The following is an 11,256-nucleotide window of genomic DNA, read 5'->3' as shown; positions in this document are numbered from 1 at the left end:
GACGCACGACATTGTCGGGGCGGCGGCACCAGGCCTTTTCCGTATGCTGTGGCGAATTACCAGCGCGCTTTCAGCAGGTTTGGCTGGATCCCGCCAATGGCGCGGGTATTGCCAAACACCTGCGGAGCCATGCCAGCTTCAAACTCTTCACGGAAATATTTAATCGCACTCTGCAGCGGCTCAACCGCACCCGGCGCATGCGCACAGAAGGTTTTACCCGGGCCAAGCTGACGGCAGAGTTGCAGCAGGGTTTCGATATCCCCTGGCTGACCCTGCTTCTGCTCCAGCGCACGCAGAATTTTCACGCTCCACGGCAGGCCATCACGACACGGCGTACACCAGCCGCACGACTCACGGGCAAAGAACTCTTCCAGGTTGCGCACCAGCGAGACCATATTGATTTCGTGATCGACCGCCATCGCCAGCGCGGTGCCGAGACGGCTGCCTGCTTTGCCGATGCTGGCAAACTCCATCGGCAGATCCAGATGCTGGTCGGTCAGGAAGTCGGTCCCTGCCCCACCCGGCTGCCAGGCTTTGAACTTCAGTCCGTCACGCATGCCGCCCGCATAATCTTCCAGGATTTCACGCGCGGTGATACCGAATGGCAGCTCCCAGACGCCAGGATTTTTAACCCGTCCTGAGAAGCCCATCATTTTGGTACCAGCATCTTCGCTTTTAGAGATGTTTTTGTACCACTCGACGCCGTTGGCCAGAATCGCCGGGACGTTGGAGAGGGTTTCCACGTTATTCACGCAGGTCGGTTTGCCCCACGCGCCCGCACTTGCCGGGAATGGCGGCTTGGAACGCGGGTTAGCACGACGGCCTTCCAGGGAGTTAATCAATGCCGTCTCTTCGCCGCAGATATAACGCCCTGCGCCGGTGTGGACGATCAGCTCAAAATCGAAGCCGGTGCCAAGAATATTTTTGCCGAGATAACCCGCTTCCGTCGCTTCAGCAATCGCACGGCGCAGATGCACCGCGGCTTCAATGTATTCGCCACGTAAGAAGATATAGCCACGGTAAGCCTTCAGTGCAAAGGCACTGATCAGCATCCCTTCCACCAGTTGATGAGGCATCTGCTCCATCAGCAGGCGGTCTTTATAGGTGCCGGGTTCCATCTCATCGGCGTTACACAGCAGGTAACGGATGTTCATCGACTCATCTTTCGGCATCAGGCTCCACTTCAGACCGGTAGAGAAGCCAGCACCGCCACGCCCTTTCAGGCCGGAATCTTTCACTGCTGCGACGATTTCATCCTGTGACATGCTTTTCAGCGCTTTTTCCGCACCGGCATAGCCGTTTTTGCTGCGGTATTCATCAAGCCAGACAGGTTGCTTGTCGTCACGCATCCGCCAGGTCAGCGGATGGGTTTCAGCAGTACGAATGATCTGTTTAATTGTCATTGATACTGCTCCAGCAAAGAAGGAATGCCTTCCGGCGTCAGATGCACATGCGTATCTTCATCCACCATCATCGTTGGGCCCTTGTCGCAGTTGCCCAGACAGCAGGTTGGCAGCAGCGTAAAGCGGCCATCAGCCGTGGTCTGACCCGGTTTGATATTGAGCTGCTGCTCCAGTGCGGACTGGATGCCCTGATAACCGGTGATGTGACAGACCACGCTGTCACAGTAACGGATCACATGACGGCCAACCGGCTGACGGAAGATCTGGCTGTAAAACGTCGCCACACCTTCAACGTCGCTTGCCGGGATACCCAGCACATCCGCGATCGCGTTGATCGCGCCGTCCGGCACCCAGCCACGCTGTTTCTGCACGATCTTCAGCGCTTCAATCGAGGCTGCACGCGCATCTTCGTAGTGGTGTTTTTCGTGCTCAATAGCGTGATGCTCTTCCGCGCTCAGCACGAAGACCTCGTTAGGGTCGATCGTTTTAATGGCAATGTGTTGATCGTGCATAATTAGCGGTCCACGTCTGACATAACAAAATCGATACTACCCAGATATACGATCAGGTCGGATACCAGGCTGCCACGGATTACGGAAGGAATCTGCTGCAGATGCGGGAAGCTCGGCGTACGCACGCGGGTGCGGTAGCTCATGGTGCTGCCATCGCTGGTCAGGTAGTAGCTGTTGATCCCTTTCGTCGCTTCAATCATCTGGAACGATTCATTGGCTGGCATCACCGGTCCCCAGGACACCTGCAGGAAGTGGGTAATCAGCGTTTCAATGTGCTGCAGCGTGCGCTCTTTGGGTGGCGGCGTGGTCAGCGGGTGATCCGCTTTAAACGGCCCCTCTGGCATATTATTGAGACACTGCTCAAGAATACGCAGCGACTGCCACATCTCTTCCATCTTCAGCTGAACGCGGCTATACGCATCGCTGACGCCGTCGCCGACCGGGATTTCGAAATCGAAGTTTTCGTAGCCTGAATAGGGACGCCATTTACGCACGTCAAAGTCGAGACCCGTTGCACGCAGACCGGCACCGGTCGTGCCCCACGCCAGCGCCTCTTCCATGTTGTACGCAGCCACGCCTTTAGAACGACCAATCAGCACGGTGTTACGCAGTGCAGCTTTGTCATATTCCTTCAGACGCTTCGGCATCCAGTCCAGGAAGTCACGCAGCAGACGTTCCCAGCCACGCGGCAGGTCGTGTGCGACGCCACCGATGCGGAACCAGGCCGGATGCATACGGAAACCGGTAATGGCTTCAACTACGTCATAGATTTTCTGGCGATCGGTAAAGGCAAAGAACACCGGTGTCATGGCACCGACGTCCTGAATAAAGGTGGAGATATAGAGCAGATGGCTGTTGATGCGGAACAGCTCAGAGAGCATGACACGGATCACGTTAACGCGATCGGGCACCACGATACCGGCCAGTTTTTCCACTGCCAGCACGTACGGCATTTCGTTTACGCAACCGCCGAGGTATTCGATACGGTCTGTGTAAGGAATGTAGCTGTGCCACGACTGACGTTCACCCATCTTTTCGGCACCACGATGGTGATAACCGATGTCAGGCACGCAGTCGACAATCTCTTCACCATCCAGCTGCAGAATGATGCGGAATGCACCGTGCGCCGACGGGTGGTTAGGCCCGAGGTTGAGGAACATGAAGTCTTCGTTGGTAGTACTGCGCTTCATGCCCCAGTCTTCGGGCTTAAAAGTCAGCGCCTCCATCTCTAAATCTTCTTTCTGCTTAGTCAGCGTGAAAGGATCGAATTCGGTGGCGCGCGCCGGGTAATCCTTACGCAGCGGATGGCCTTCCCAGGTCGACGGCATCATGATGCGGGTCAGGTGCGGGTGGCCATCAAAGGTAATACCAAACATCTCCCAGGTTTCACGCTCATACCAGTTGGCATTCGGGAAAAGACGGGTGATGGTCGGCAGATGCATGTCGTTTTCAGAGAGTGCCACCTTGAGCATGATGTCGCGGTTGCGCTCAATCGACAGCAGGTGGTAGAAAACGGAAAAATCCGCCGCAGGCAGGCCTGCACGGTGGGTACGCAAACGCTCATCCACGCCATGCAGGTCATACAGCATGACGTAAGGCTTGGGTAATTTACGCAGGAACTCGGTAATTTCCAGTATCTGTTCACGCTTAACCCAGACCACCGGAATGCCGGTGCGGGTTGGCTGTACAGTGAAGGCATCCGGCCCAAAACGGTTACGCAACTCGCCGATCACCGGGTCATCAAGGTGATCACGGGTTTGCCATAGAGGCTGAGCGAGATCTTGCGTGGTCAAATCTGTCATACGTTACTCACCATTCCGGCCTGGTCTCAGGCACTCAAATGAAGGCGTCAGGATGGGGCCATGCATTAAATTGTGATGTTCTGCTGCAGGCGCGGTTTTCCATCCATACGGTTTTAAACTTCGTCCGGGCTGCGCAGGTTTGTGACTGCGATGCGCTCTGAGCGTTTTCTTTCACGCTCTGAAGGCATGTTGGCGCGGTAAACGCCCTGGTCGCCGACAACCCACGAAAGCGGACGGCGCTCTTTGCCGATCGACTCCTGCAACAGCAGCAGTGCCTGCATGTAGGCTTCAGGACGTGGCGGGCAGCCAGGAATGTAAACATCGACCGGCAGGAATTTATCGACGCCCTGCACCACCGAATAGATGTCATACATGCCGCCCGAGTTGGCGCAGGCACCCATAGAGATCACCCACTTTGGCTCCAGCATCTGATCGTACAAACGCTGAATGACCGGGGCCATTTTAGTAAACGGCGTACCGGCAATAACCATGAAATCTGCCTGACGTGGCGAGGCGCGCATAACTTCCGCACCAAAACGCGCCACGTCGTGAACCGCGGTGAACGACGTTGTCATCTCTACGTAACAACAGGACAAGCCGAAGTTGTAGGGCCAGAGGGAGTTTTTACGTCCCCAGTTCACCATGTCATGCAGGGCATTTTCGAGTTTGCCCATATAAACGCTGCGATGAACGTGCTGCTCCAGCGGATCGCTGACGATTTCCTGCTTTTGCAGAGGATAACGGTCGTTCTCACCACCGTTCGGGTCTATGCGGGTGAGCGTATAGTCCATCTTATTGCCTCTCTTTTACTGCTTATGAGGATTGGTGTGGCTGACCGTAGTGGTTTTCACCACCACGCGACGACGAGCTGGCGCCCAGTCCAGTGCGCCAATGCGTACCAGATAGACCAGACCCGCCAGGAGCACCAAAATGAAAATTGCGGCTTCCACAAAGCCGATCCAACCGCTTTCACGGATTGAAGTCGCCCATGCGTATAAAAAGAGGGCTTCGACGTCGAAAATGACGAAAAACATCGCAACCAGATAAAATTTCGCCGACAGGCGGATATGGGTATCACCAACGGATTCGATGCCCGATTCGAATGGCGTGTCTTTGTAGCGGGCGCGCGCTCTGCCGCCAAGCAGCCATCCTCCGGTCAGCATGAAAGCACACAGGCCAAAGGCAATAACGATAAATACGATAAACGCCCAGTGCTGAGCGATGATTTCGGTGGTAGTTGACATACTCATTGCTTACTCATCAAAAGTGGCGCTGGCATCCTGCACGCGTTTCCCGCAGCAAACTGACCACATCGATTCAAGGGAAGGGTAAAAACCTTTTAAATGTTGCTGTTATCAGGTAATAAGCAGCCATTTTATGGGGTTTTTTACTCCTTTCTATAACCTTTTGTCAACTTTGACAAAAGTATCCAAACATTATTTCACACCTGCATCATATTATTAACAAATGATGCCCCGCTTTCCAGCTAAATCGCTTCAGTCTGTAGGGTTAATTTTAGTGTAGCGGGTATTCACATGCATGGATCGTGCATTTAACAAACATATTTTGACAGGTATCATCCTGTTTTCCTTCCCCTTCTCAGGGGTATTTTCTTGATCCAGAACACACTTCTGTCCTTTGTGCGCTAATTTTCTCCACTTGAAACAGCGATCCAGAACAAATGATTCGTTTTTTCGGTCTTTACGTTTCAGTTCATTGCAGGATGAAATTATTCAGGAGGGTAACGTCAGGGAGAAGAGCTGGTGAGGAGAGTCGGGCGAGGCGCAGACACAAAAAAGCCTCTCGTTCTGTTCAGGGAATGAGAGGCCTATTTATAAGCGTTTGTTAAGGCAACTATGCCTGTGTTGAGTACAACACGTTAGCGAAATTACTCTTCGTCATCCAGCAACAGCGTACCGTCTGGATTATTGCTCAGGTTATACGGGTCGTTGGTGGACTGCATGGCGTTAAAGATAGCCAGTGCCAGCTCATTATCGCTGTCAGGATTGCGGCACAGCAGATATTGCGTATCCGGCAATACCGGCAGCCCTTCCGCCGCACCCATAACACGCAGTTCCGGGCTCATCATCTCTACCGGACGCGCTGTCACGCCCAGTCCCGCTTTCACCGCGGCGCGTACTGCAGCCAGTGTGGAAGCGACGTATGAGATACGCCACGGTATGCCAGCTTCATTGAGATGATCAATCGCCATATCGCGGTAAGGACTTGGCTCATCCAGCAGCACCAATGGAATAGCTTCGCCGCGCTGGAAGATATAATCCGCTGCGCAGTACCACAAGGTAGGTGAAGTACGCAGTACCTGATAGGTAAAGTTACCCGGGCTTGAGGTCGTCACAACCAGGTCCACTTCACCCTGATTGAGCATTTCCATCATAAACGGATTACGTTTAACCCGAACATCGATTGCCAGTTTCGGATAAACCGAGGTTACCCGGTTTAACAGGAAAGGCAGAATAGTGTCAGAGGTGTCATCAGAGGCACCAATGGTCAGCACGCCCTGAATATTACTGTACATCAGCGAAGTGCAGGCTTCGTCGTTGAAACGAAGGATTTTTCTGGCATAGCCTAAAAGCTGGATCCCGTGCTCTGTTAACAGCTTATTACGTCCATGTCTGGCAAACAGCTCTTTACCTACCAATTGTTCCAGACGCTGCATCTGCTGACTGACTGCTGACTGGGTTCTGCAGACCGCTGCAGCGGCCGCTGCAAAGGTATTCAAATCCGCAACGGCAACGAAAGTTCTCAGCAGATCGAGGTCGAGATTGAGTATCGGACGATTTGCATTAGTCATGTTTTTTCTTCACTTATAAGATTTTTACGAACTACTACCCTGGTGTTATTACAAGCTTATCAAAGTGATAAGCAGTAATGGTGCTTAATGACAGTCCTGTGTGAAGACTGACACAAAAAAAATTCATCTGGAACCGGCACTGCTGACTCAATTGAAAGGGTCACGGTGCTCTCAAGACAGATACAACTTCTGAACCGATGGCGCTGGGGTGCGCAAATGCAGGAAGCTGCGTAGTTGTCTTATTCCCACCAGAAATTATCGGGCGGGATAAAAATCGCACTTTTCAGGCCAGCAAGACGAAGCGGCTATGTGCATTAAATAATAAATTATACTTAATCATTTTTGACTTCAAAATGGAAATGATTTTGTGAAAAGCGCTGTAAATTTTGTGCTAAAGGCATTTCCGGACCCTTATGCCACATTATTGATCACTTTTTAAGCCTTCAGTGTTCCGAAATTTAGTGAAGAAGTGTTAAGTACTGCTCACAATCCTGATAAAAGCGTGCCAGAAACACCTCTTCATTTGGTACTTTTCCGGCGATCACAAGGCCTTAAACAGGCCACTCTTAAGCAGTGTTAAGGCGTAGTCGTTGCACGCGTCATAAAATTGTCCACAAAGTGAACGTTTATAAAATATCCTTTAACTATTTACCTGAGTGTATATTTCAGGTGCAAAGAAAAGCGTCCTTTCCATAACGTTCATATTTCATTTCACAATACCCAAGCCATATGTTGTCTCTGCCCCGCTTTAGATAGTTTAAAATATTTCTATATGCATCATTTCTAGTTTTATCAACCACCTCGCGCCTTAGTAAATATTTTTTACGCTACTCACCGTCTAAATAGTTGTTGAACCCGCCAAAACGGGGCGGCACCCTTCATTTGTGACCGACAGGAGAGTACATTGTGCTGGTTCGATTTCAGTGGCAGCCAAAAAGGATTCTGCCCGTTAAGGCGGTAACAATGACTTTTCAAATAGATAAATCCGGAAAACTCGATAACGTCTGTTATGACATCCGTGGCCCGGTCCTGAAAGAGGCGAAGCGCCTCGAAGAAGAAGGCAATAAAGTTCTTAAGCTGAACATCGGCAATCCGGCGCCGTTTGGTTTCGAAGCACCGGATGAGATTCTGGTCGATGTGATTCGTAATCTTCCCAGTGCTCAGGGCTATTGCGACTCCAAGGGTCTCTATTCCGCCCGAAAAGCGATCATGCAGCACTATCAGGCGCGCGACATGCGTGATGTCACGGTAGAAGATATCTACATTGGCAACGGCGTTTCAGAGCTCATCGTGCAGGCGATGCAGGCGTTACTGAACAGCGGCGACGAAATGCTGGTGCCAGCGCCTGACTATCCGTTGTGGACGGCTGCGGTTTCCCTTTCCAGCGGAAAAGCGGTGCACTATCTGTGTGATGAGTCAGCAGGCTGGTTCCCTGACCTGGATGATATCCGCAGCAAGATCACCCCGCGTACCCGCGGTATCGTGATTATCAACCCGAATAACCCGACCGGCGCGGTCTACAGCAAAGAGCTGCTGTTAGAGGTGGTTGAGATTGCGCGTCAGCATAACCTGATTATTTTTGCCGATGAGATCTACGATAAGATCCTTTACGACGAGGCACAGCACCACTGCATCGCAGCCCTGGCCCCTGATCTGCTGACCGTGACCTTCAATGGCCTTTCTAAAACCTATCGTGTAGCCGGTTTCCGTCAGGGCTGGATGGTACTGAACGGGCCAAAGAAACATGCGAAAGGCTACATTGAAGGGCTGGAGATGCTCGCGTCTATGCGCCTGTGTGCCAACGTACCGGCCCAGCATGCCATTCAGACGGCGCTGGGCGGCTACCAAAGCATCAGCGAATTTATCATGCCTGGTGGTCGTCTTTATGAGCAGCGCCAGCGTGCCTGGGAATTGATCAACGATATTCCCGGCGTCAGCTGTGTGAAGCCGCAGGGCGCGCTCTACATGTTCCCGAAAATTGACGCCAAAAAATTCAATATTTTTGACGATCAAAAAATGGTGCTGGATTTTCTGCTTCAGGAGAAGGTGCTGCTGGTACAGGGTAGCGCGTTCAACTGGCCATGGCCCGATCACCTGCGCATTGTTACGCTGCCTCGTGTGGATGATCTGGAGATGGCGATTAATAAATTTGGTCGCTTCCTGCAAGGCTATCGCCAGTAATCACGCCCGCGTATACTGACGCTATTTGGGGAGAGCCTGTCTCTCCCCTGCCTGCTAACAGGAACGCTCATGACACAAAGCCACTTCTTTGCTCACCTCTCCCGTCTTAAGCTGATCAACCGCTGGCCACTGATGCGCAATGTGCGTACCGAGAATGTTTCTGAACACAGTCTGCAGGTCGCCATGGTGGCGCACGCGCTGGCCGTCATCAAAAACCTTAAATTCAGTGGCTCGCTTAACGCCGACCGCATCGCCATGCTGGCGCTTTATCATGACGCCAGCGAAGTGCTCACCGGCGATTTACCCACTCCGGTTAAGTATTACAACGCACAGATTGCCCACGAATATAAGAAAATCGAGAAGATTGCCCAGCAGAAACTGATTGAGATGCTGCCGGAAGAGTTTCAGGCGATCTATCGCCCGCTGATCGACGAGCATCTGCATAGCGAAGAGGAGCAGGCCGTGGTGAAACAGGCAGATGCGCTCTGTGCCTATGTAAAATGTCTTGAGGAGCTGTCTGCCGGCAATAACGAATTTCTGCTGGCCAAAGCGCGGCTGGAAAAGACCCTGGCACAGCGGCGTTCGCCAGAGATGGATTACTTCGTTGAGGTGTTTATTCCAAGCTTCAGCCTGTCGCTGGATGAAATTTCGCAGGATACGCCACTGTAAACCCGACGGCATGGCCGCCGGGCGGATCTTTAAGCCTGCTGGCTGAAGGTAAAGCTGCGATCAGACTCGCGGGTAATAATCAGAGACGCCAGTGAGTCGAGCTTAAGCGCCACCTCATCCAGTCGTGGCGTTTCCGCTGGGGGATTAATAGCAATCACCGCACAGCCGGCGTTCAGGCCGGATAAAATACCGGCGGGTGCATCTTCTGCTACCACGCATGACGTCGCCGCTAATCCCAGCTTCTCTGCACCAAGCAGGTAAGGATCGGGCTCAGGTTTGCCTTTAGCGACCTGCTCAGCGGTAATGAAGACGGCGGGCTTCGGTAATCCTGCGGCTTTGTGCCGGGCATGAGCGACCGGCACCGAGCCTGAAGTGACGATCGCCCAGGGAATCTGCAGCTCGTTCAGCCGGTTCAGCAGCGCATGGGCGCCTGGCAGCGCCTGCACACCGTCGGTGTCTGCCGCTTCAGCCTGCTCCAGCGCGACAAACTCCGCCTGAATAGCCTCTTCCGACTGGCCTGCCATGAAATGACGCAGAGAGGTAATCGCCTGTTTGCCATGGATGAAATCCAGAATCTCATCAGCGTCGATACCATGACGGGCACCCCACTGGCTCCAGGCTCGTTCAACCGCTGGCAATGAGTCCACCAGCGTGCCGTCTAAATCAAATAGAAAACCTCTGTAGGTCACGCGCTCCTCCTCATCAGGCATTAATCACTTGCGCAATTTCGTTTGCACTTAAATGGTACTGGCGCGGACAAGTCTGCCACAAAGCTAACATGCGTTGATACTTTTCCCACATCGGGGTCTGCGCGTTAAAACCGTGGGTACCGGAATCAAAGTGGGTATAACGTCCTTCTGTATTGACCATAAAACGGACGTAACCCAGCAGGCGTGCTTCCGTTGCTGCATCAAAGCCCAGAAAGGCGAGACGGCGCTCTTCCAGCTGACCTTTATCCTTCAGGTTCGACCAGGAGACGTGGAGCGCATGATGCATTTCCATTATATCGATCACGGTCCGGCAGATCGCTTCACTCAGTTCGCCAAACTCTTTATCCAGCTCGCGCATCTGCAGCGCATAACCGCGTTCGATAATGGTCTGGTAACGGCGAAAACGTTCTGCATTTTCCTGCTCAAGCATGGCCATGATTTTGTACTGGTTGGTAAGAATCAGACGCTGCGCATGGGTCATTTCCATCATTCACTCCCGGTTAGAGACCGCTCAGTTAATCGACAATGGAGAAATGATTGCACAGCGTTAGCGACACGGAAATCGCCGTATCGCCTTTCTTTGATTTGGCCGCAGGTTAGCGGTAATTATTTTACCGCCAGCCCGGGAGGAGTCAGAGATCGTCCAGGAAGGTGCGGTCGAGTTGTTTAAACGCCCGCTTAAGCAGATCGGCCAGCGCCTGATAGGTCGGCTTGCCTTCAACCGGCGCTATCGCCTGCCCCGCTTCTTCCAGCCGGGCACGCACTTCATGAAACCAGTTAAGCAGCGTCGGCGGCAGCGGCGTGACTGAACGCTTGCCCAGCCACCACAATCCCTGCATCGGCAGGCTGCAGGCAAACAGCGCCGTCGCCACGGCAGGACCTAACTGACCGCCCATCGCGATCTGCCAGGTCAGGGTAAAAATGGCCAGCGGTGGCATAAAGCGAATGGCGAAACGCGTTGCTGATGAAACGCGGTTTTCCGGGAACACCGGGGCCAGGCGCTTATCAGCAGGCCAGGTCTTCATATAGTGCTGGCCGCGCTGAAACATCCGAAACCAACTGGTACTGCCAGATTCATTCGCCATGGCTCACCTCAACTAATACTGCAAAGATTAAAAAATAGTTATAACCACACAACTTTACGTAACATCCTTCAATTATTTTTGT

Annotated in this window: 11 protein-coding genes; 2 read left to right on the top strand and 9 right to left on the bottom strand. The window is 52.7% G+C overall.

What is annotated here, in order from left to right:
• Positions 1 to 56 precede the first annotated feature (56 nt).
• The 6 genes from nuoF to lrhA all read right to left on the bottom strand — a co-directional run bounded on the left by nuoF (position 57) and on the right by lrhA (position 6,529).
• Positions 57 to 1,397, bottom strand: a complete 1,341-nt coding sequence (gene nuoF, locus IV493_RS04955) for an NADH-quinone oxidoreductase subunit NuoF (RefSeq protein ID WP_175501446.1) — start codon at positions 1,395 to 1,397, stop codon at positions 57 to 59.
• Between the two features lie 2 nt (positions 1,398 to 1,399).
• Positions 1,400 to 1,915, bottom strand: coding sequence for an NADH-quinone oxidoreductase subunit NuoE (gene nuoE / locus IV493_RS04950; RefSeq protein ID WP_003854243.1), 516 nt, complete (start codon positions 1,913 to 1,915; stop codon positions 1,400 to 1,402).
• A gap of 2 nt (positions 1,916 to 1,917) precedes the next feature.
• Positions 1,918 to 3,717, bottom strand: coding sequence for an NADH-quinone oxidoreductase subunit C/D (gene nuoC / locus IV493_RS04945; protein ID WP_013358573.1), 1,800 nt, complete (start codon positions 3,715 to 3,717; stop codon positions 1,918 to 1,920).
• A 113-nt stretch (positions 3,718 to 3,830) separates the two neighbouring features.
• Positions 3,831 to 4,508: an NADH-quinone oxidoreductase subunit B family protein gene (locus IV493_RS04940; RefSeq protein ID WP_013358574.1), complete on the bottom strand. Its 678-nt coding sequence runs from the start codon at positions 4,506 to 4,508 to the stop codon at positions 3,831 to 3,833.
• A 15-nt stretch (positions 4,509 to 4,523) separates the two neighbouring features.
• Positions 4,524 to 4,967 (bottom strand): NADH-quinone oxidoreductase subunit A, encoded by a 444-nt coding sequence (locus IV493_RS04935; protein WP_010258058.1) that lies wholly within the window; start codon positions 4,965 to 4,967, stop codon positions 4,524 to 4,526.
• 638 nt (positions 4,968 to 5,605) lie between these two features.
• A complete protein-coding gene (lrhA, locus tag IV493_RS04930; RefSeq protein ID WP_013358575.1) occupies positions 5,606 to 6,529 on the bottom strand; it encodes a transcriptional regulator LrhA in 924 nt (307 codons plus the stop codon).
• A 963-nt stretch (positions 6,530 to 7,492) separates the two neighbouring features.
• Between lrhA and IV493_RS04925 the strand changes: the two genes are divergently transcribed.
• Both IV493_RS04925 and yfbR read left to right on the top strand, forming a co-directional pair.
• The gene (locus IV493_RS04925) at positions 7,493 to 8,710 is read left to right on the top strand and encodes a pyridoxal phosphate-dependent aminotransferase (RefSeq protein WP_033733369.1); all 1,218 of its coding nucleotides are present in this window, start codon (positions 7,493 to 7,495) and stop codon (positions 8,708 to 8,710) included.
• 69 nt (positions 8,711 to 8,779) lie between these two features.
• Positions 8,780 to 9,379, top strand: a complete 600-nt coding sequence (gene yfbR / locus IV493_RS04920) for a 5'-deoxynucleotidase (RefSeq protein WP_013358577.1) — start codon at positions 8,780 to 8,782, stop codon at positions 9,377 to 9,379.
• A 29-nt stretch (positions 9,380 to 9,408) separates the two neighbouring features.
• Here yfbR and IV493_RS04915 read toward each other — a convergent pair whose 3' ends face one another.
• From IV493_RS04915 to yfbV, 3 genes are all read right to left on the bottom strand, one after another.
• Complete coding sequence (locus IV493_RS04915; protein WP_195857823.1) at positions 9,409 to 10,068, bottom strand: sugar phosphatase; 660 nt, start codon at positions 10,066 to 10,068, stop codon at positions 9,409 to 9,411.
• A 13-nt stretch (positions 10,069 to 10,081) separates the two neighbouring features.
• A complete protein-coding gene (locus IV493_RS04910) occupies positions 10,082 to 10,576 on the bottom strand; it encodes a YfbU family protein (RefSeq protein WP_195858152.1) in 495 nt (164 codons plus the stop codon).
• Positions 10,577 to 10,721: 145 nt separating this feature from the next.
• Complete coding sequence (gene yfbV, locus IV493_RS04905) at positions 10,722 to 11,174, bottom strand: terminus macrodomain insulation protein YfbV (protein ID WP_013358580.1); 453 nt, start codon at positions 11,172 to 11,174, stop codon at positions 10,722 to 10,724.
• Between the last annotated feature and the right edge of the window lie 82 nt (positions 11,175 to 11,256).

Source organism: Pantoea sp. SM3640 (genome assembly GCF_015654165.1).
Taxonomy (GTDB): Bacteria; Pseudomonadota; Gammaproteobacteria; order Enterobacterales; family Enterobacteriaceae; genus Pantoea; species Pantoea vagans.
This window is presented reverse-complemented; position numbering and strand designations above follow the sequence as displayed.

Excerpts from the sequence above, each read along its gene's own strand:
- nuoE (WP_003854243.1), bottom strand. The coding sequence starts at position 1,915 with ATGCACGATCAACACATTGCCATTAAAACGATCGACCCTAACGAGGTC.
- nuoC (WP_013358573.1), bottom strand. The coding sequence starts at position 3,717 with ATGACAGATTTGACCACGCAAGATCTCGCTCAGCCTCTATGGCAAACC.
- IV493_RS04940 (WP_013358574.1), bottom strand. The coding sequence starts at position 4,508 with ATGGACTATACGCTCACCCGCATAGACCCGAACGGTGGTGAGAACGAC.
- IV493_RS04935 (WP_010258058.1), bottom strand. The coding sequence starts at position 4,967 with ATGAGTATGTCAACTACCACCGAAATCATCGCTCAGCACTGGGCGTTT.
- lrhA (WP_013358575.1), bottom strand. The coding sequence starts at position 6,529 with ATGACTAATGCAAATCGTCCGATACTCAATCTCGACCTCGATCTGCTG.
- IV493_RS04925 (WP_033733369.1), top strand. The coding sequence starts at position 7,493 with ATGACTTTTCAAATAGATAAATCCGGAAAACTCGATAACGTCTGTTAT.
- yfbR (WP_013358577.1), top strand. The coding sequence starts at position 8,780 with ATGACACAAAGCCACTTCTTTGCTCACCTCTCCCGTCTTAAGCTGATC.
- IV493_RS04910 (WP_195858152.1), bottom strand. The coding sequence starts at position 10,576 with ATGGAAATGACCCATGCGCAGCGTCTGATTCTTACCAACCAGTACAAA.
- yfbV (WP_013358580.1), bottom strand. The coding sequence starts at position 11,174 with ATGGCGAATGAATCTGGCAGTACCAGTTGGTTTCGGATGTTTCAGCGC.